This is a genomic window from Bacteroides mediterraneensis (assembly GCF_900128455.1).
Taxonomy (GTDB): domain Bacteria; phylum Bacteroidota; class Bacteroidia; order Bacteroidales; family Bacteroidaceae; genus Phocaeicola; species Phocaeicola mediterraneensis.
In genome coordinates this window covers 1,370,030-1,391,584 of sequence record NZ_LT635783.1, presented here as the reverse complement: position 1 = coordinate 1,391,584, position 21,555 = coordinate 1,370,030, and the positions used below count along the sequence as shown (strand labels likewise).

16 protein-coding genes are annotated in these 21,555 nt (G+C 46.2%); 6 read left to right on the top strand and 10 right to left on the bottom strand.

Annotated elements, in window-relative coordinates; all coding sequences use genetic code 11:
- Positions 1 to 21: 21 nt before the first annotated feature.
- A complete protein-coding gene (locus BQ7480_RS05500; RefSeq protein ID WP_072542049.1) occupies positions 22 to 2,328 on the top strand; it encodes a hypothetical protein in 2,307 nt (768 codons plus the stop codon).
- Between the two features lie 293 nt (positions 2,329 to 2,621).
- Positions 2,622 to 5,300, top strand: a complete 2,679-nt coding sequence (locus tag BQ7480_RS05495) for a valine--tRNA ligase (protein WP_072542048.1) — start codon at positions 2,622 to 2,624, stop codon at positions 5,298 to 5,300.
- Positions 5,301 to 5,395: 95 nt separating this feature from the next.
- Here BQ7480_RS05495 and BQ7480_RS05490 read toward each other — a convergent pair whose 3' ends face one another.
- The 10 genes from BQ7480_RS05490 to lnb form a co-directional block, all read right to left on the bottom strand.
- Positions 5,396 to 6,283 (bottom strand): hypothetical protein, encoded by an 888-nt coding sequence (locus BQ7480_RS05490; protein ID WP_072542047.1) that lies wholly within the window; start codon positions 6,281 to 6,283, stop codon positions 5,396 to 5,398.
- A gap of 29 nt (positions 6,284 to 6,312) precedes the next feature.
- A complete protein-coding gene (locus BQ7480_RS05485) occupies positions 6,313 to 6,762 on the bottom strand; it encodes a DUF6108 family protein (protein ID WP_235816643.1) in 450 nt (149 codons plus the stop codon).
- A gap of 23 nt (positions 6,763 to 6,785) precedes the next feature.
- Positions 6,786 to 7,256, bottom strand: a complete 471-nt coding sequence (locus tag BQ7480_RS05480) for a hypothetical protein (RefSeq protein WP_072542045.1) — start codon at positions 7,254 to 7,256, stop codon at positions 6,786 to 6,788.
- Positions 7,253 to 7,759, bottom strand: coding sequence for an RNA polymerase sigma factor (locus BQ7480_RS05475; protein ID WP_072542044.1), 507 nt, complete (start codon positions 7,757 to 7,759; stop codon positions 7,253 to 7,255). The genes BQ7480_RS05480 and BQ7480_RS05475 overlap by 4 nt, the downstream gene beginning before the upstream one ends.
- Before the next feature lie 753 nt (positions 7,760 to 8,512).
- Positions 8,513 to 9,511 carry an MBL fold metallo-hydrolase gene (locus BQ7480_RS05470; RefSeq protein WP_072542043.1) on the bottom strand — a complete coding sequence of 333 codons (999 nt, stop codon included), beginning with the start codon at positions 9,509 to 9,511 and terminating at the stop codon, positions 8,513 to 8,515.
- Between the two features lie 11 nt (positions 9,512 to 9,522).
- Positions 9,523 to 9,972: a hypothetical protein gene (locus BQ7480_RS05465; protein ID WP_072542042.1), complete on the bottom strand. Its 450-nt coding sequence runs from the start codon at positions 9,970 to 9,972 to the stop codon at positions 9,523 to 9,525.
- Between the two features lie 57 nt (positions 9,973 to 10,029).
- Positions 10,030 to 11,016 (bottom strand): DUF6340 family protein, encoded by a 987-nt coding sequence (locus BQ7480_RS05460; RefSeq protein WP_072542041.1) that lies wholly within the window; start codon positions 11,014 to 11,016, stop codon positions 10,030 to 10,032.
- A 144-nt stretch (positions 11,017 to 11,160) separates the two neighbouring features.
- Positions 11,161 to 14,457, bottom strand: coding sequence for a preprotein translocase subunit SecA (gene secA, locus BQ7480_RS05455; RefSeq protein WP_072542040.1), 3,297 nt, complete (start codon positions 14,455 to 14,457; stop codon positions 11,161 to 11,163).
- Positions 14,458 to 14,555: 98 nt separating this feature from the next.
- Positions 14,556 to 16,139: an alkaline phosphatase family protein gene (locus tag BQ7480_RS05450; RefSeq protein WP_072542039.1), complete on the bottom strand. Its 1,584-nt coding sequence runs from the start codon at positions 16,137 to 16,139 to the stop codon at positions 14,556 to 14,558.
- Positions 16,139 to 17,350 carry a lipoprotein N-acyltransferase Lnb gene (lnb, locus tag BQ7480_RS05445; RefSeq protein WP_083581765.1) on the bottom strand — a complete coding sequence of 404 codons (1,212 nt, stop codon included), beginning with the start codon at positions 17,348 to 17,350 and terminating at the stop codon, positions 16,139 to 16,141. The genes BQ7480_RS05450 and lnb overlap by 1 nt, the downstream gene beginning before the upstream one ends.
- A gap of 183 nt (positions 17,351 to 17,533) precedes the next feature.
- Between lnb and BQ7480_RS05440 the strand changes: the two genes are divergently transcribed.
- The 4 genes from BQ7480_RS05440 to lptC all read left to right on the top strand — a co-directional run bounded on the left by BQ7480_RS05440 (position 17,534) and on the right by lptC (position 21,546).
- Positions 17,534 to 18,259: a type III pantothenate kinase gene (locus BQ7480_RS05440; RefSeq protein WP_072542037.1), complete on the top strand. Its 726-nt coding sequence runs from the start codon at positions 17,534 to 17,536 to the stop codon at positions 18,257 to 18,259.
- A 178-nt stretch (positions 18,260 to 18,437) separates the two neighbouring features.
- On the top strand, positions 18,438 to 19,520 hold the full coding sequence (locus tag BQ7480_RS05435; RefSeq protein WP_235816642.1) for a BamG family beta-barrel-assembly machinery protein: 1,083 nt from the start codon (positions 18,438 to 18,440) through the stop codon (positions 19,518 to 19,520).
- Positions 19,521 to 19,560: 40 nt separating this feature from the next.
- Entirely contained in the window at positions 19,561 to 20,922 is a 1,362-nt protein-coding gene (locus BQ7480_RS05430) for a tetratricopeptide repeat protein (protein WP_072542035.1), read from the top strand.
- A gap of 3 nt (positions 20,923 to 20,925) precedes the next feature.
- The gene (gene lptC, locus BQ7480_RS05425) at positions 20,926 to 21,546 is read left to right on the top strand and encodes an LPS export ABC transporter periplasmic protein LptC (RefSeq protein WP_072542034.1); all 621 of its coding nucleotides are present in this window, start codon (positions 20,926 to 20,928) and stop codon (positions 21,544 to 21,546) included.
- Positions 21,547 to 21,555: the final 9 nt, after the last annotated feature.

Below are 21,555 nucleotides of genomic sequence, written 5' to 3'. Positions count from 1 at the left end.
AACGCAAGAAAACTCATGTATATGCACTTAAAAAAATATATCCAGCTTTTCGGAATACTCTCAGCCGTATGCCTTGCCTCGGCCTGCAGCAACGAAGACATTCCCAAAAACGAGGACACTCCTAATGATGAGAACGGAAGTGTGCCCGTCAGAACTGTAAATGCCAGCATCAAGGCCTTTCAGATGGAAGGAGAAACCAGTTCTCTTCCTGGTGAAGACAGCATCAGCGACATGCAGGCCTGCCTGTTCGAAGAGGGCGTATTGACTACGGTATATACCGAGTTCTCAAAAAAGGAGAGCCAGTATGTACTCCAGACCGACAAGTCGTCCGGCCATCTTTATCTCGTAGGCAACACGGACGGACAACTGGACCTTCAGGCAATGAAGGAACAGAAGATTACAGAAGAAGACTGGCTGAAGACAACCCTGAATTATACCCACGGTAATGCGCATGCACCGGAATTCTTCTCGGGCATGCTCGACTTGGGCAAAAGCAGTGAAAGCACGCTGCACATGGACCTGGAAAGAGGGTCGGCCCGGTTTGACCTTTCTCTGCCGGCCAACAGTTCCCTCCAAGTAAAGGAAATCGTGTTCACCCACATTGCGCAACAGACCTTCCTGTTCCCTCAGAATCCGGTATCCAGCCCGGGAAATACGACTTGGGAAGATGAAAGCATCGAATTTCCGGAAGCACTGAAAGCATCGACACAAGGAGTGGCCTATCTGTACGAACAAAGCGGTACAGACGTAAAGGCCCAGGTGGGTGTCGTGAAAAACGGAAAAGAAACCACCGTAGAAAGCAGCCTGCCTTCTACCCTGAAACGCAATACGGTCTATACCTTGAGCCTCAGCGAAGACCCTGTCAGTGGCAGCGTGAAACTCCAGGTCATCGAATGGGAAAACGGAGGCGAGCACAACCTCTCTTCCGAAGCGGGTGCCTTGAAGGTAGACACGAAGGCCTCTACCCTGCCGGGAGATGTGACGGTAAACGATGCGAAAAACCGGATTGTATTGCCTTATACGGCTACCGAACTGACACTGGCCATCGACTGTGACGACCAACTGGAGTTCATCCCAGACCCGATGCCGCTGACCGTACAGACACTGGGAGGCAACAGTGCGGAAACCAGAGGCAAAAACCTGTTCCGCATACAGAAAGACAGATGGCGCCTCGGCGTTTCCGGAGAAGAAATCAAGCTGCGCTTCCACCGGAAGGGACTGCAACAGACCTATCCGGACGATTACCTGACACTGGTCCTGACGGAAAACCCGACCCGGATGGAAGGATTGCTCGATTACAACGACAGTTACGAATGCCACTTTGACCGTTATATCGACAATGAACTGGGGGTACTGACCCTGCCGGAATCCAAAAAGCTGACCGTAGAATATGAGAACGGAGAAGGCCACTGGATCAAACTGGCGGCACGGGAAGACAATTCCCACTCCTTCCGTATCCTGGGAGGATGGAAACCCAACGACCCCACGGCCAACGGACGTGTGCAGAAAGCCACGCTGGTGATTTGCAACAACGACGGCACGGAACGCGAAGAATATACGGTGAGCCGACGCAACTGGGGACTCCCGGTGACGTACCTCAACGGCGTGTGGTGGTGCAAGTACAATGCCATGGGCAACTCAAAGGATTTCAATGACCAGATACTTTCTTCGAACGACCCGGCTGCGAAAGCAGGAAAGACTGTTTTCGATTATCTGCGCGACTGCACTCCGGAAGAATTCTTCAAACTCTGGAAATGGCAGTATCAGGGAAAGACCACCCAAGGCATGCAGGTGATAGATGACAACGGAGTAGCCAAGCTGGAGGGATACAGTACCTCAAACGTCCATATCAACAAGCTGGAACCTACAGCCATGGCTCCCGACGGGTACGAAACGCCGTCGGTGGAAGACTTCGACCGAGTATTGAAGATTACGAAAGACTACCTCTGGCTGATGTGGGACGGCGAACACAGCACTGCCTGGAACGGCGGGACTAAAATCCAACGGCGCCAACGGAGAAGAGAGGATGTGACAGTGGGCAATGTCAAGCTGAGCGGGTTGATTACCATCGCCATGTACAGCAACGGCACACCTTCGCAGAACGAACCTCTGGTTTGGTACGGTTCTTCCGCACAATGGAACGACAACGGCATTCTCCATGGACACTATAACAACATGCTGTGGGCTGCCTACTCGCCAGAAAACGGACAAGGCTGGTATTTTACAGGTGCCATGAACGCGTATTATGCCTCCAGGAACGGGGCCGGTTCCAATGATTCCCGCCTTCTGCGGTTCAAAAAATCGGACGTGGAATATATCTATGAGTGACTATGAATAACGTTCCCAAAACGTCTTTGCGTTCGGATGAAAACGTAAGGACGTTTTACTTGAAACGCAAGTGCGTTTGGACAAAAACTCTTTGACGTTTTACTCCAAACGCACTTGCGTTTTTTTACCCCCTTCCAAACACACCCATTTTACCTTTCCACATGGCACATTCCGCCTGTTCGCGCGCAATGAGAGGTGAACTTTTCGGAGGAATCTCCCCTAAAATCCAAGGAGTTTTATTATTTTTGCACCCGATTATACGATAAACATACATAAAAAAGATTATTATAACCATGGAATTAGCAAGTAAGTACAATCCCGCTGACGTGGAGGGAAAATGGTACCAATACTGGTTGGACCACAAACTTTTCAGTTCTAAACCCGACGGACGTGAACCGTACACCGTCGTCATTCCTCCTCCTAACGTGACAGGAGTACTCCACATGGGACACATGCTGAACAATACCATCCAGGATATCCTTGTAAGACGTGCCCGCATGATGGGCAAGAATGCCTGCTGGGTACCGGGTACGGACCACGCCTCCATTGCTACGGAAGCAAAGGTGGTAAACCGTCTGGCACAACAGGGCATCAAAAAGACAGACCTTACCCGCGAAGAGTTCCTGAAACATGCATGGGCTTGGACGGAAGAACACGGAGGCATCATCCTGAAACAGCTCCGCAAGCTGGGTGCATCGTGCGACTGGGACCGCACGGCCTTCACCATGGATGAAACCCGCAGCAAGAGTGTCATCAAGGTATTCGTGGACTTGTATAACAAAGGATTGATTTACCGCGGCGTACGTATGGTGAACTGGGACCCGAAAGCACTCACTGCCCTTTCTGACGAAGAGGTTATCTACAAAGAGGAACACAGCAAGCTGTACTACCTGCGTTATTATATTGCCAACGACGACATGAGCGGCGAGACAGGCGCTGAAGGCGAAGTGGTACACCGCGACGCACAGGGCCGCCGTTATGCCGTGGTCGCCACCACCCGTCCGGAAACCATCATGGGTGATACGGCCATGTGTATCAACCCGGAAGACCCGAAAAACCAGTGGCTGAAAGGCAAAAGAGTCATCGTGCCGCTGGTAGGACGTGAGATTCCGGTGATTGAAGACAGCTATGTAGACATTGAATTCGGTACCGGATGCTTGAAAGTGACTCCGGCACACGACGTGAACGACTACATGCTGGGAGAAAAATACAACCTGCCTTCCATCGACATCTTCAACGACAACGGTACACTGAGTGAAGCTGCCGGCCTGTATGTAGGCATGGACCGCTTCGACGTGCGTGCGCAGATTGAAAAAGACCTGGATGCTGCCGGACTGCTGGAAAAGGTGGAAGCCTATACCAATAAGGTAGGTTTCTCTGAACGTACCAACGTGGCCATCGAACCGAAACTGTCCATGCAGTGGTTCCTGAAGATGCAGCACTTTGCCGACATGGCTTTGCCGCCGGTAATGAACGACGAACTGAAGTTCTACCCTGCCAAATACAAGAACACTTACCGCAACTGGCTGGAAAACATCAAGGACTGGTGTATCAGCCGTCAGCTGTGGTGGGGACACCGTATTCCGGCCTATTACCTGCCGAAAGGCGGCTTCGTGGTAGCCGAAACACCGGAACAGGCACTGGAACTGGCCAAAGAAAAGACGGGCGATGCCAACCTGAAACTGGAAGACCTGCGTCAGGAAGATGACTGCCTCGACACTTGGTTCTCTTCCTGGCTGTGGCCGATTTCGTTGTTCGACGGCATCAACAACCCGGGCAACGAGGAAATCAAATACTACTACCCGACTTCCGACCTGGTAACAGGACCGGACATCATCTTCTTCTGGGTAGCCCGTATGATTATGGCCGGTTACGAATACATGGGCGACATGCCGTTCCGCAACGTATATTTCACCGGTATCGTGCGTGACAAGCTGGGCCGCAAGATGTCCAAATCACTCGGTAACTCTCCCGACCCCTTGGAACTGATTGACCAGTATGGTGCCGACGGAGTACGTATGGGAATGATGCTGGCAGCCCCTGCCGGAAACGACATCCTCTTCGACGAGGCCCTGTGCGAACAAGGACGTAACTTCAACAACAAGATATGGAACGCCTTCCGTCTGGTAAAAGGATGGCAGGTGGCCGACATCGAACAGCCGGAATATGCCCGCCTGGCTACCGAATGGTTCGACTCCATGCTGGCCAAGACTGCAGAAGAAGTGAACGACCTCTTCGGCAAGTACCGTCTGAGCGAGGCCCTGATGGCTGTATACAAACTGTTCTGGGACGAATTCTCCAGCTGGTACCTGGAAATGGTGAAACCGGCTTACGGACAGCCCATCGACAAGACCACTTACGAAAAGACCCTGGCCTTCTTCGAAACATTGCTGAAACTTCTGCATCCGTTCATGCCGTTCATCACGGAAGAATTGTGGCAGCACATTTACGACCGCCAGCCGGGCGAAAGCATCATGACGCAGACCCTCGTAAAAGACATGCCGTACGACGATGCACTGATTGCCCGCTTTGAGGCCGTGAAGGAAGTCATCAGCGGCATCCGTACCATCCGTTTGCAGAAGAATATCGCACAGAAAGAAGCTTTGACACTGGAAGTCATCGGAGAAAATCCGGTAGCCGCGTTCACTTCTGTCATTGCCAAACTCTGCAACCTGTCGGAAATCAAGCAAGTAGCTACCAAGGCAGACGGAGCAGCCGCCTTCATGGTGGGCACCACCGAATATGCCGTACCTCTGGGCAACCTGATTAACGTGGAAGAAGAGCTGAAGAAGCTGGAAGCTGACCTGAAATATCAGGAAGGATTCCTGCAGAGCGTATTGAAAAAGCTGAGCAACGAAAAGTTTGTCAGCAAGGCTCCGGCCAACGTCATCGAAATGGAACGTAAGAAACAGGCTGACGCCGAAACCAAGATTGCAGCCTTGAAAGAAAGCATTGCAGCATTGAAACGCTAACGCGCAGTTTCTATAAAACACACCCCGTCCTGAACAACCGTTACGCAACACAAACCTGGTAACGGTGGCTCAGGACGGGGTTTATTTTTACCGGTTCAGAACAAGACGATGCCTACAGACAACGCACTGAACTCAGGGCCGTAGGTAGAATCGAGCACTTTGCAAGGACTGTATTTCACATAAAAGCCTACGGTCTTATAACCGACGGCTGCCTGAAGGTCGACGGTCACCGGAGTCTGATGGATATTGCTGTCGGTCAGTTTATATTCATTTCCGTCCAGCTTATACCGCGTTTTCAGGCTGGCATGCGTGTTGAAATTGACAATGGCTCCCAGGCTGAAATTGAAATTACGCTTTGTTTTATGAGACAGCATCACCGGAACAGCCCAGCTGAACACTTTGATACGCGAGAACTGAATATCGGCCCCTTTAGGATAGGGTCCCACCGTCATATCTCTTCCCTCCTCTTTTATAAAACGCTGCTTGCCGGTCATCCGGTAATTACGCCAGCTGCAGGCCACTCCAATGGAAAAAGAAGTCTCCGTAGCCCACGGATAATACTCCCATCCTAAGGTAGGAGTGGTAATCTCCCACGACGACCCCATACTGACGTCCATGTTCTCGGGAGCGCCCTGTACACAGGAAAGTCCTATCTTCAGGTTTTTCACCACCAGCTGGTTCTGGTGATGCCTCCGTTCCGACGTCCGCTTTCTGAACGGAATCTGGAAATCCCAGTTGCCGCTGCGTTCCTTTGTCACCGACACGTCTGAAGAAGACATCTCCACCTCACGGACATAACGGAAATTCGGATTATCTTCCTTCCCCTCCACTTCTACTGTGAAACGACTGCCCGATTCGGTAATCTTCACCTGCTCAGGTTTCTGTATACACATCACATTTTCCACTTTCAGCGAATCTCCACCCTCGGCATATCCGCCCATTGCGGTCAGCAAAGTGACCACCAGCAAAATCATTTTTTTCATGTCTCTTATCGTATTTTGTTTATTTTCTCTTACTTGAACATCCGTTTCAACTCTTCCAACGTGATTTTTCCTTCCATATATACCACGGTCACTTCCATCTTCTTACTGCTGCCAGGAGCTACCGCAGCATTCCGATAAAACAGATAGCGGTAATTATCGTCCTGTGCCGGAAAGCAGTAGAAACCGTAGTACAGTCTATTCCCGACCTTGCCCACTTCCTTGTCGACTGCGGTTTGGGCATCCAGCCCTACCAGTGCCTCTATCTCTTCCGCCACAGCCGGTTCATCGGTTATCGTCAGGCTGCGGAAAAGTGTAAGATGATATTTTTTCAATTCCCTTCCTTTGATAAGGACCTCCACGGCCTGTTTATCATGCTTGAAGCGGCTCCCAAACAAGTCTTCCACATGCATCCCCTTCTGTGCACACACGGGCAGCACAGCCAGCAGACACATCCATAACATAATCCATCGTCTTATCATATCGTCTTCTCCTATTATTCAATTTATTTTTTGTCAACTGATTCCGTTCCACCTTCCTCCAGTGTCTGGAATATATCCGACAACTGACTCTGGACTGTTTCTTCGGAGGAGCGGTGACTCACCTTTTCGATTGATTTCAGCGCTTCGGAAAGCACCACTTCCTTGTCGGTACAGCGCTGTCCGTTGATGTAAGCCACACATACATTTGCACTTTCCGTCAGCCGCCAGGCAGTGGTCAGTACGATGAGACCTGCCACTGCTGCCGCCGCATAATACCGCAACCGCATGCCTCGTGTGCGCCGTCTGCCATATAGGACACGTCCGGTAGCTGCATACCCCATCACGGCACGAAGTTCATCGAATTCCTTGCCTTGCGCGGCAGGAGTAGCCAGAAAGCGCACCAGCGCATCCTCCTCGGCCTCAGTTGTTTCAGCCTCGAAATAACGTTTGGCCAGCTCTTTCCATTGTGAGATAGTACGTTCGTATTTTTTCATCGTTCCATCTGTTTTAAATAACATTCTCTGATTTCCTTTCTCGCCCTCGACAGTTGCATACGTACTGCCGGTTCTTGCATACCCAGTATATCGGCTATTTCATTGTATTTTCTCCCTTCATACTCTTTCATCCGCAAAATCTGTTGCTGAAGCGGTGTCAGCCTCTGCGCAATGATACGTTCCACCGCACGGAAACGTTCTTCTTTCTCCAGAATCTCGTCAGCCGAATCAGTAACAGATTCGTCCCGGTGTTCGTCCAGTTCCACCGTAGACAGATGCTCCTTTTTACGCAGGACATCAATGCACAGGTTCTTGACCGTAGCAACCGTAAGAGCTTCTGCCTCTTCGCGCGAGTCAATCCGGTCTGCATGTTTCCACAAGCGGAAGAAAGCCTCCTGCAATGCGTCATCGGCATCCTCTCTATTGGGAAGAAAACGCATTGCCAACCTGAGAAAATTCTTTCTCAAATCAGTGAAGGTCGATGTCAGTGTCTCTTTGCTCATGCTTCTTAAATCGGTCGTACAAGTTGTTTTCAAAAAGGTAAACGTAAAGCTATATCTTTTGTAACAAAAGAAACACAAAATCTTATCTTTTATTTTCAGGACAAGTGAAACCTGACACATCCTCCATCGGGGCATATCCCTCGTCAGACTGCCATTTTCATTATCCCCACACAAAAAAACGCAATTCTGTCAGCTGATACTGACAGGCAAAAACGACAATTTGTCAGTAGCAGTCGGCTTGGTTGATTTACATCAATAAAACATGAGAAAAATAAAATTATATGCTATAAAACATATTTTCCAGAAAAAAGGCATTACCTTTGCAGTGTAATAAAACGAACGAAGGAACCCGAAAGGGTACCGGAGGGAAAGGATAAAAAGATTAAGGATAACAAAAGAACAAACCATAAAGCTTCGAAAGGTCCTCTGCGAAGAGCACCCGGAAAAACTAGACTAGAATTAGATATAGGTACTAACCAAAAAGCAAATGAAAGGATAACAGTTATGAAAAAGGTAACAAAGATTCTAAACAAAATTGCAAATGCAGATCCGATGATCTGGGGGTACGTCATGTTGAGTGAAAACACTCACACGAAGTAACCCGCTGCCGATGACCGGCGGATTTATGTACGACTTGAATAAAACAGACTCATATAGAAAGTCCGGAAATCAGTTTTCTGAATCATTCAGAAAAGTTGGTTTCCGGACTTTTTTTATTATCTGCTCTTTTTATCGTTTTCTTCAAGATTTTCCTCAGCGAAGAGGTTGCAGCTTCACGACCTCCCCCAGTTCGGGAATGATGACAGGCATCCCCCGCTTCCTGGCTTCTGCCGCAAACACATGAGGCGGATCGAACAACGGTTCATCTGAAAGATCGAACGTGCCATAGTGCATGGGAATCGTGACCCGTGCATGCATGTCTGCCGAAGCCGTCAAGGCATCATACGGAGAAATATGGTTCGGCTTCATAAACCAGCGAGGTTTGTAAGCCCCTATTCCAATCATACAATAGTCGATATGCGGAAAGAACCGTGCTATTTCCTCAAAATGACGGGCATATCCTGTATCCCCGCTATTATAGATGGTAATGCCGCCTCCCTGAATCATAAAGGATCCCCACAAGCGCTCTCCCCCATCGCTCACTCCCCGCTTGCTCCAATGCTGGGCGGGCAGAAAAGTGAGGCACAAGTCGCCATCGGTGTACTGTTCATACCAGGCAGCCTCAATCACCTCCAATTCCGGGAACCAACTCTTTATGAGTGCCCCCGTATTCAGTCCGCAGAATAATTTGATTTGAGGATTGCCGGCCACCAGACGGGCTACACTGGGCTTGTCCAGATGGTCAAAATGGTCATGACTGATCAACAGGTAATCAATCTCACGAAAAATAGAAGGGTCGGCCGGAAACTGGCTGCGACGTTTGACAAACGGAATGTTCCCATATACGGGGTCAATCATCAGGCGTTTGCCGCCCAGCTGCAGGAAGAAGGAGTTATGCCCCAGCCAGATTAAAGAATTTCCCACCACTTTTTCCAAAGAAGTGAGATAATGGACTTTTGGATTCCACTTGATGGTCCGTTTCTCCTTCCGCTGGGGATTGGGAGAGAAACGCCATTTCAACACACTCCCCATACCGGGTTTCCAACGATGCTGGCGATTGAAAAATTTCCCATTGACTGTCGGATTCCCTCTCCACTGGGGATGTATGCTCCGTAACCCTTCGTTACGACGGAATGTGATTCGCTCTCCCATTGTATCGGACTTTAACGCTCCAGCAAGTCTTTCAAGAAGGCATCAAGCTCTTCATCGAGCCCCTTCAACAACTCGCCACTCAACAACAAGGTATCTTCCTCGTCCACAATCAGAAGTTCTGCCACAGTCTCCTTTTCATCGTCCACCAGCACAAATGAATAAGGTTTCATCAGGCAGAGTTTATCCAGTCGTCCCGTCTCTTTTAAGGCTTCTAGCTCCTTGCGAAGAATCGGTTCCACTACGGTATAAAAGTCATCGCTTTCATAATCCACCCATTCACTGATAATCGTACGAGACAATTCTTGGTCATCATCATCATAAATGACCAATTCCCCACTGTCTGAATTCGGTTGCAGATGAATATCTGTCACAACAGAATCTTCTCCTCCCGTAACATACCGGCAAAGGGCTTCCTGCAAAGCAGAAGCAATTGCAGCACGTGACTGTTCACTTAATTCCATAGGCTATATTTTTATATGTACTCAAATGTACAAAAAAAATGAATCAGACAAGAATTATTAGTTGAAATTGTTACCAAATCGCCGCATTTGCAGATTCAATTTCTGGAAATCTTTTGTGCGCTCCTGCAAAATGGCTGCATAGAAGGTGGCGGCACGTTCCTCTTCAGAACCTGGAGAAGCACTTTTCCGGGCCTTTTCAATCCAGGAATTGGCTTCATCCATCCGCCCCTGTACCTCACAGGCCAAAGCCATATTAAAGGCAGCACGCGACTTCAGCTTTCCTTTTTTCACCGAATCATACAAATTCTTCCAAATCCGGCCAGCCTCCTGCCAGTCGCCTTCACGCAAGGACACAGCCGCATCGCGCATATCCGGGTTTCCTCCGTCGAAATAAATCCGATCGGCATTTCCCCAATGAGGCACCAGCTGGTTGACCAGCGTGTAGGCCGCATGGTTGGAAGCCTCATTCACCACATTATAGTCCGACAATGCAGGTGTAAAATCCCATAACAGGCTATCCACCTTGGCCAGTGTCATTACCGGCATCAGACGTGAAGGCACATACGCACGCACTACGGGACGGATTTTCAAATCGAAAGCAGACAACGGAACAAACCCCGGATAATAAATTTCCTTCTTGGCAGTCAGCAACTGTATCTGATCTACCGAAAGAATCATATCGGCTCCCAATACCTGGCTCAAGCTGTCTACCACCGCCTGAGGGATCAGTTCTCCTCCGGTTCTTTCCTGAGTAAGTACAGAGTCGGAAATAATCACCTGATTAAAATACCGGCTGTCGGCCAATCCTCCTGCCAAGGTTTCTGCCAGCACTTTTCCATCGCCCTCCAGTTTTCCCAGAGTAAGCAAATTCTTTTTAGGCGAAGGAATGGAAGGAGCATGATTTACCACTGCAATTGTACGCACCTGTTCCGGGAAAGTGACCTCAGCCGGATGAAGCTGATCAAAAGTAAACGTCTGCAAGCCTCCACATGAAACAAGCATCGTTGCCGCCAGAATAATTCCGGCCCACATATATTTCTTCATAATCTGCGACTTTTTTGTTTGGAAACAAAAGTAATAAATAAAAAAGACACGGATTCCATCGTTTTCACAGATTATTCTAAATTAAGAAATAAAAATCTGAAAACGACGGAATCCGTGTCTATCTGAATAAATTTAAATGCTCAATCAGGCATTCTTTCCATGGCAATTCTTGTACTTCAATCCGCTGCCGCAAGGACATGGATCGTTACGTCCCACCGTTTTTTCAGCCCGATAGGGTTCCTGTTTCTGTTCACGGGTATCACGTCCTGCAGCTTCGCTCTGAGCCGGATCATTCAAATCCTGCTTTTCTTCACGATACTGCTGACGAGGAGCCTGAGGTTCCGGAGCAGCTTCACGCACTTGTTCCGGTTCCTGTACCGGAATCTGTCCGCGCATCAATACAGAGATTGTATTGTTGTTAATCTTGTTGACCATGTTATCGAACAAGTTGACAGACTCGAGTTTGAAAATCAACAGCGGGTCTTTCTGTTCGTAGCTTGCATTCTGTACGGAATGTTTCAATTCGTCCAGTTCACGCAAGTTTTCTTTCCAGGCATCATCGATGGTATGCAACAGGATAGCTTTTTCAAAAGCCTTCACAATTTCCTTGGACTCGCTTTCGTAGGCAGCCTTCAGGTTTACAGATATATTATACATCCGCTTGCCATCGGTAATCGGAATCATGATGTTTTCGTACATGTGACCCTGTGCCTCATATACCTGCTTAATCACCGGATTGGCAATCTGGGCCATACGTTCGGTTTTCCGTTTGAAGAGTGCCATCGCTTCCTGGAATGTCTGTTCAGCCAGGTCGTCTTTCTTCTTTGAACGGAAGTCTTCTTCAGAGAACGGAGCTTCCATCGCCAACACATGAAGAATCTCCATCTTGGCATCTTCATAAGTAGGCTGCTGTACGGCATTGTAGCAACGGTCCCAAATCATATCTACAATATCCATTCCGATACGTTCTCCCATCAGTGCATGACGACGTTTCGTATAAACCACTGTACGCTGTTTGTTCATTACGTCATCATATTCCAGCAGACGCTTACGGATACCGAAGTTGTTTTCTTCCACCTTCTTCTGGGCACGTTCGATAGAATTGGAAATCATCTTATGCTCAATCATTTCTCCTTCCTTAAAGCCCAGCTTGTCCATAACGGTTGCAATACGGTCGGAAGAGAACAGACGCATCAAATCATCTTCCAATGAAACAAAGAAAACTGAAGAACCCGGGTCTCCCTGACGTCCGGCACGACCACGCAACTGACGGTCTACACGACGGGATTCGTGACGTTCTGTACCAATAATCGCCAAACCACCTGCGGCTTTCACTTCCGGACTCAGCTTGATATCGGTACCACGACCGGCCATATTGGTCGCAATAGTTACCGTAGAACTCTGACCAGCCTTTGCCACAATTTCAGCCTCCTTCTGGTGCAACTTCGCATTCAATACGTTATGCTCAATCTTACGCATGGTAAGCATCTTACTCAACATTTCAGAAATTTCCACAGATGTTGTACCCACCAGTACCGGACGGCCTGCCTGTACCATCTTTTCAATTTCTTCAATAACCGCCTTATACTTCTCACGTTTCGTTTTGTACACACGGTCGTTCATATCGATACGGGCAATCGGACGATTTGTCGGGATTACCACCACATCCAGTTTATAAATGTCCCAGAACTCTCCTGCCTCTGTTTCAGCCGTACCAGTCATACCTGACAGCTTGTGATACATACGGAAATAATTCTGCAAAGTAATTGTAGCAAAAGTCTGAGTGGCTGCTTCCACTTTCACTCCTTCCTTCGCTTCTACTGCCTGATGCAGACCGTCACTCCAGCGACGACCTTCCATGATACGTCCGGTCTGTTCGTCCACAATCTTCACCTGACCGTCCATTACCACATAATCGGTATCCTTTTCGAACATTGTGTAAGCCTTCAGCAACTGATTGATGGTATGCACACGTTCTGCCTTGATGGCATAATTGGTCATCAACTCATCTTTCTTAGCCAGTCTTTCTTCATCGGAAAGTCCTTTCTGGTTCTCCAGTTCCGACAACTGGGCAGCAATATCCGGCAATACGAACAAGGTCGGGTCTTGCGAGTTACCTGTAATCAAGTCTACGCCCTTATCGGTCAAATCCACACTCTTCAGTTTTTCATCAATCACGAAATACAACGGTTCTACCGCTTCAGGCATACGCTTGTTGTTCTGCTCCATGTAGATTTCTTCCGTCTTCAGCATACCAGCCTTGATACCCGGTTCACTCAAGAACTTAATCAACGGCTTGTTTTTCGGCAATGCCTTATGACTACGGAACAAGGCCAAGAAACCAGCTTCCTGATCTTCCTTCTTATCGGAAGCAATCAACCGTTTTGCATCGGCCAGATACTGGGTTGCCAACTTACGCTGAGCTTCTACCAAGCGTTCTACCAACGGGCGAAGCACTTCGAACAACTGCTGGTCGCCTTTGGGTACCGGACCTGAAATAATCAACGGGGTACGGGCATCATCAATCAATACAGAGTCGACCTCATCGACAATGGCATAATTATGTTTGCGCTGCACCAAATCTCTTGGAGAAACCGCCATATTATCACGCAGATAATCGAAACCAAATTCATTGTTGGTACCAAAGGTAATATCGGCCATATAGGCACGACGACGAGCCTCAGAGTTGGGCTGATGTTTATCAATACAGTCTACGCTCAATCCATGGAACATATACAATGGTCCCATCCACTCAGAGTCACGCTTAGCCAGGTAATCATTGACTGTCACCACGTGTACGCCATTACCGGTCAGTGCATTCAAGAATACCGGAAGAGTCGCTACCAAGGTTTTACCTTCACCCGTAGCCATTTCCGCAATCTTACCCTGATGCAAAACCACACCACCAAACAGCTGTACATCGTAATGAATCATGTTCCAGGTCATTTCATTACCACCAGCCTTCCAATGGTTTTTCCAGATAGCCTTATCTCCTTCAATGCGGACAAAGTCACGTCCCTGAGCTGCCAGTTCACGGTCAAAATCCGTAGCCGTCACTTCCAGTTCCTCATTCTCGGCCAAACGGCGGGCTGTATCTTTTACAATTGCAAAAGCTGTAGGAAGTACCTCATTCAGTGCTTTTTCATATTTCTCCAGCACTTCCTTCTCCAACTTATCAATCTGAGAAAAGATGGCTTCACGCTTTTCCAATTCAGTAGATTCAATCGTAGCCTTCAGTTCCTCTATTTTCTTGTTTTCCTCTACTGCAGAATCCTTGATATATTTCTTCAATTCTTCTGTTTTTGCACGAAGTTCATCATTCGTCAGCTTGGAGATTTCCGGATAAACGGCCTTTACTTTTTCCACCCATGGCTGGATTTCTTTCATGTCACGAGTTGCCTTATTCCCGAACAGCTTGCTTATAAATTCATTAAATCCCATTATATATTTCTTTTTTATTTATTTGCTAATTAATTATTTTATCTCATCGCTGCAAAGATAACCAAATTGTAAATTATCTTCCCGCTCTATTACAATATTTATTTACGAATATTCAGCATTGGAGCTTCGGAACAGGCATTGGGAGCCCGTATGCGCATGAAATGAGCTAATGTAGGAACAATCGTGGTGACCTTAACCGGGGAATACAGTTTTTCCGGCTTTACATCAAATCCCATAAAGACAAGAGGAGCCGTGGCATAGGCTGCCCGCATGACTTCCACCTTCTTGGAGTATTCGTTCACTACAGACCATCCCGGCATGACTTCCACATAGATATCTCCCGAGCAATTCGGATTATACGTGTTACGAATCTTATCGATTTTCGGTGTCCAGGCACCTAACAAAAGACGCTGTGCAGAATACGCATTCTGAACCCCACTCATCTGTACCACAAATTCTGCAGAACGAGACATCACCTCTACCAGATTCAGTTTTCGTTCTTCTATCAGTTTATGATTCAGATAAATCTGGCGGTCATAATAAGTCTCCACGTATTGCCCTTGACCATAAATAGCCATCAGATACATATTCAACAGGGCCGCACAACGCTTGATATGGAATTCTCCTCCTGGAATCTTATATTGTTCAGGATCCACCGGATCCGGATCAGTGTACCCGGTAGACGTGATAAAAAACAATGTATTACGCAGCCCTACCTTACGGTCAATCAAATCCAACAAATCCCCCAAGCTATTGTCCAGACGGACGTACATATCCTGGATTTCCATGGCATATTCCGTGGAGGGCTTATGATCATAATTGCCGGCATAATAAGACAAGGTCAATAAGTCTGGGGCCGCATCCTGCCCTATCTGCGTACTATTCAGGCAAACATTTACCAAACGGTTCACTTCATCGTTCACATAAGGACTCGTCTTAAACTTCTTGTACTTGTCCAAACGTTCATCTGAAAAATTATGTTTAAAATTTAACTGCTTGGTTTCTGTGGTAATGTACTGGTAGGAAGTAACCGGAAGATAAGGAAGCCATTCCAGATTATTAATACGGAAATCAAGTCCTTCCTTGTCATTATAATTGCTAACCCATACCGGACAATCCCCATAATAAGTCGTACCGGACCATTTTCCCGTTTCATCATTTAGCCAGAACGCCCCATCTGCCGCATGCCCTGCAGCTAAAACAGCCATTTCGCGTGTAGGTGCAATAGAATAAACTTCAGCCCGGCCCTGAGTGGCGACTTTCAGCTCATCCGAGAGAGTGGAACACTGCAATCGTTTAGCCGATGAACTTTCTGAAGTATACACTCCCATGAAGTTCTGGTCATCAACCGATTTTATAATCCGAAGGGAGTTACGGTCCATCCATCGGTTGGCAGGTATTCCATTATAATAGGGAGTGGTCCCTGTATAAATGGACGCCGTAGCAGAAGAGCGGTCCACATCGATAAAATCATATTCTGCATTTGTATATATTCGTCCTTCTTTTAAAAGGCGCTTAAACCCTCTCTCTCCATACAATGCCGAAAAAGCCTCGATATAATCTGCACGTAATTGATCAATCGTCAACCCGACCACCAATCTGGGTACGGGTGTGGGAGATTGAGACTGAATGCCGGTAATGACAAATACCGTCAATAAAGATGTCAGTATGCGTTCTTTCATTATTTCTTATTCAAAACTAATACATGGCTTGCAGCATTTACCAGCAAACCGAGTGCCAAAGGTAATACTGTTAAATTAAATTTTTGCGGTAAAAGCAGGAATAACAGCATAAAAAGTGTTAAATAAAGAAGATTCACCAAATGATACAAGTCTTTTTTATGTTTTATATCGCGATAAACCATAAAAGGAAGATAAAACAAAGGAATTGGATTAAACAAAATCAGAAGCCAGTTCGAGCCTACCGTCGGGTGAGATGAAATAAAGAACAAGAAAGCGATGATACACCCCGCAATTCCCTGCGCAGCATACAACACCACATCCCAGCCCCAGAAGATACATTTCTTTTTCCATTGCCAAAAGCCAATCAGCACATTCAAAAGCAAAAACAACACACCTGCTCCCATCGGGGTCAATACAAAAGGCGGTTCCATTTCCGGTGCCACATCCACAATTTTTTCTTCCCTCAAAACAAGTGGACGAGTATTTCCATCTGCCTCTTGAATGTAAGCCCCATCCGCAAAATAACGCATATAAAAAGGCGCAAACATCTGCTTTCTGGCATCAATCGCTTTATCAGCCTCCGCCCCCAGGCACAGGTCAATTCCTAATTCATCCCAAGGAGAATCTACCGTAAATTCATGTACAATTCCACGGAACGTCTTCGTCCAACTCACGGAAGGATATACCACCTTCCCCTGGATACTCTTTTCTATCTGATCGCGCGCACGAGTCGTACAATTATCATAAAAATAATTATAACGATAGATTCTATTTTCCGGAAGATAATTATCCCGAAGCAACCGTAACAGCGTTTGTTTTTCCGAAGGGGTCAGATTCAAGACTTGCTGATATACGGAAGAACCTCGCAAAGCATACTCCGTTTCAAAATAAGGAAAAGGCGTAATACCTAACTGATAATCCGTCTCCCCTTTCACAAAGCGATAGATAAAGTTAGGTGTATTAAAACTGAACATCCCATAATTGAATACCCAATCCACTCCCTGAGAGAAATTCTGGTAACGGATAGCCGTATGACCGAAAAGCGCATAAATTTCATGGCCGGGCGCACATGTCAACAAACTAAATTGAATGCTGTCATTTTGTGAAGGTGTCATCGTACCTGTCCGGACATCGCCATACATTCTCATAGGAGAAGCCAATTGAGCCAGTCCTATGACACATAATAATAAATAGATAAACTTACGCTTCATAACTTTAAATACTTATCCATCAGCCGACAGAATTCCCTGCCAGAATCTGAATAACACATAATATCCTTTTTCCGCATGCAAAAATACATGGAATCTTGCAGACCGACGAAATAAATAATCAGTTTTATTGACGTACATATCCAAATTTTACCTTACTTTGCAACCAAAACAAAGCAGACAAAAGTGAATCTAGTAATTGATATTGGCAATACTGTAGCAAAATTGGCAGTATTCGAGGGTGACAAAGTGGTGGAAGTGTTAAGAGGTTCCAACCATTCGCTGGACTGGCTGTCAATGTTATGCAACAAGTATCCGATTAAAAGAGGTATCATTGCATCAGTCATTACGCTCAGCAATACCATACGACGGCAACTGGCAGGGGTCCCATTCGAAATCATAGAGTTAAACCACCAGACACCCGTCCCTATCCGTAATCTGTATAAAACGCCAGAAACACTGGGAATGGACAGACTGGCCGCCGTAGTAGGCGCAAACTATCAGGCTCCAGGTAAAAATCTGCTGGTAATCGATGCTGGTACCGCCCTTACCTATGAATTTATTGACGCAGAAGGTAATTACCGGGGTGGGAACATCTCACCAGGGCTGTACACACGTTTTAAGACATTAAATGCCTGCTGCGACAAACTTCCTTTAATTGAAAGAAAAGGAGAAACTCCTGAATTCGGTTTCGATACAGAAACTGCTATCCGAGCCGGAGTAATCAGAGGAATTGAATTTGAAATTATCGGCTATATCACTCTTCTGCAAAAGAAATATCCCGACCTTTTGGTTTTTTTAACTGGAGGAGATAAATTTTCTTTTGATACAAATTTAAAAAGTATCATCTTTGCAGATAGATTTTTAGTATTGAAAGGTTTAAACAGAATATTGAATTATAATGTTAAGTAAAAAGATACTTGTTGGTTCATGGTTTATAGCAAGTGCCACTATTGTGAGTGCACAAATAAGCACCAATTCACCTTACACGCGTTATGGGTTAGGCGACATGTTTGATCAAAGCTTCACAAACAACTCGGCAATGGGAGGAGTGGGATATGCACTCAGAACAAATGAACACATAAACGCCATGAATCCAGCATCTTACACAGCTGTAGATTCACTTTCCTTCATTTTCGATGCAGGAATGTCACTAAAAAGCTCAAACTTTCAAGAAGGACAATACAAAACAAATGCAAAAAACTCCAGTTTTGACTATATCGGTATGCAGTTCAGGCTCCATCCCCGATTGGGAATGACCATTGGATATACTCCATTTTCTACCGTAGGATATAACTTTACCAGAACCAAATCGATAGAAAACAGCAGCGATGTCACCATCTCTAATAATTTTTATGGTGACGGAGGCCTGCAACAAATCTTCGGAGGATTAGGTTTCAAGATCTTTGACAAACTGTCAATTGGTGCCAATATCGGTTATTTATATGGTAAACTAAAATACCAGACAACGGCAACACTCAGTAACGGAGGAGACCGGACCATCACATACAACACGGTGTCAATAAGCAGTTATCATGCGAGCTTCGGTCTCCAATACACCCAGCCGATTAACAAGGAAGATGAAATGACACTGGGACTGACCTACAGTTTGGGACACGTACTTAATGGCCATGACACTCAAGGTACCCAGATAACCAATGGAAGCAACTACTCCGTGGTCAGCGAACAACAAATAAATGACTCTTATGGAATACCCCATATCTATGGAGCCGGACTGGCATGGAAACATAAAAAAAATCTGACAGTAGAGGCAGATTACACACTCCAGAAATGGGGCGGAGTAAAATACAACAACCGGACAGATTTATATCAAGACCGCACCAAGGTTGCCGTGGGAGCAGAATTCCTGCCTAAAGAATACGGACGAAATTATTTCAGCCGTGTACGTTACAGACTCGGTGCCTATTATGCAAACTCCAATCTCCAGATACCTGTCGCACAGAGTATGGTGGAAGGACCGAAAGAATATGGAGTAAGTTTTGGATTTGGATTACCTTTGAAGCTCTATCAGCGAAACAGTGTCTTAAGTATTACCGGACAATACATTCATGCCAAACCATCAGCAAGCGACATGCTATCAGAAAATCGCTTCGTCTTGAAAATCGGTTTGACATTCAATGAACACTGGTTCATGAAATGGAGAGTAAATTAATATGAAAAATAAACACAATGAACAACTAATCTTACATACGATGAAAATGAAAATGTTTACAATGCTGTGTGCGTTGTCTTTAAGCGCTACAGCAACTTTCGCTCAAAAAGGAGTGGAAGACGGTTCTCGTTTTGGACACGGAGAAGATAGTCTCCGCTGCTTGCAAAACATCAGTATTTACAGTGAATATGTAAAAACTGACAACTTTGTTGACGCATACAAGCCATGGATGGCTGTATTTACAGAAGCTCCCTTGGCCCAAGTAAGTACTTACACCAATGGTGCCAAAATCCTGCGTGCCCTGATTGCCAGTTCAAAAGATGCCGCACAACAAAAGAAGTATCTGGACGAATTGATGGCTGTACACGATCAGCGAATCAAGTACCTTGATGGCCTGAATCAGCTTGTAAAAACTCCTACCACTAAAGGCTCTATCCTGGGTATGAAAGCACATGACTACATCATGTTCTCTGGATCAAACATCGATGTGAACAAGGCTTATGAAATGACCAAAGAAGCTGTAGACCTGGAAAAAGCCGCTTCCGATTACTTCATGTTCCAGGACCTGATGGATATGTCCTCTCGTAAACTGAAAAGTGACGATGCACACAAAGAACAATTCATCCAAGACTATCTGACAACTTCAGGCTATGCAGAAGAAGCACTGAAAGCTGCCACTAAAGAAAGAGACAAAAAATTACTGAAGACAGCTAAAGACAATGTAGACGCCTACTTCATCAACAGTGGTGCGGCAAGCTGCGAAAATTTGCAGGCTATCTATGGCCCGAAAGTAAGCCAGAACAAGAACAACCTGGAATATTTGAAACAGGTAATCAACGTCATGCAGATGTTGAAGTGTACAGAAGAAGAAGCTTATTTCATCGCCTCTGAAGCTGCTCATGCCATTGAACCGACAGCTGCCACAGCAGCCGGATGTGCCTACATGTATTACAAGAAAGGCGACATGAACAAGAGTGTGGAATACTTTGACCAGGCTATCGAACTCGAACAAGATGCAGACAAGAAAGCTGATTATGCATACAGTGCTGCCGTAGTATTGTTCAGCAAGAAACAGTTGAGCAAAGCAAAACAATATGCAAACAAGGCTCTTTCTTTCAACAGCAAATATGGTAAAGCTTACATCCTGATTGCACAGATGTATGCATCAAGCCCGAACTGGAGTGACGAAGCTGCATTGAACAAATGTACTTATTTCGCCGCTATCGATAAATTGCAGCGTGCAAAGAGCGTAGACCCGAGTGTGGCTGAAGAAGCTCAGAAACTGATTAACACATACGCCGGACATACTCCGAAAGATGAAGACCTCTTCTTCCTGGGCTTGAAGAAAGGTAACTCTGTCACAATCGGCGGATGGATTGGTGAAACCACAACCATCAGATAATATATGTCAGCCAAATTCAAAAAGCACATATATAAACTATTTATAAACATAACAGTTGCCACATGGGCAACTGTTATGTTTCTTTTTGTTCCTGCATGTGGGAAGAAAGAACAATCCACAGCCGCTGCCGTAAAAGAAAGCGACTCCCTGCCCGACATGCGCACTACAGGAGTTACCACACTCATTTCCGACTCCGGAATGATTCGCTATAAAATCATCACGGCAGAATGGCTTATTTACAGTCATAGAAACCCTCCATTCTGGGCTTTCGAAAAAGGAATTTATCTGGAAAAGTTTGACAGTCTTTTTCATATAGATGCCAGCATCAAAGCAGATACAGCATACTACTATGAGCCCAAAAAACTTTGGGAATTACGTGGAAACGTACATATCCAAAGCCAGCGGGGCGACAAATTCGATACCGAACTGATGTTCTGGGATCAAGGCAAAGAAAAGATTTATTCAGACAAATTTATACGCATCGAACAAGTGGACAAGGTACTGACTGGATACGGCTTTGAATCCAACCAGCAGATGACTGAATATCAAATTTATAACAATACAGGTATTTTTACGGTTGAAGACAACGCTGTGCAAGCAGACAGCACACGGACTCCCCAATAAAACCATTTA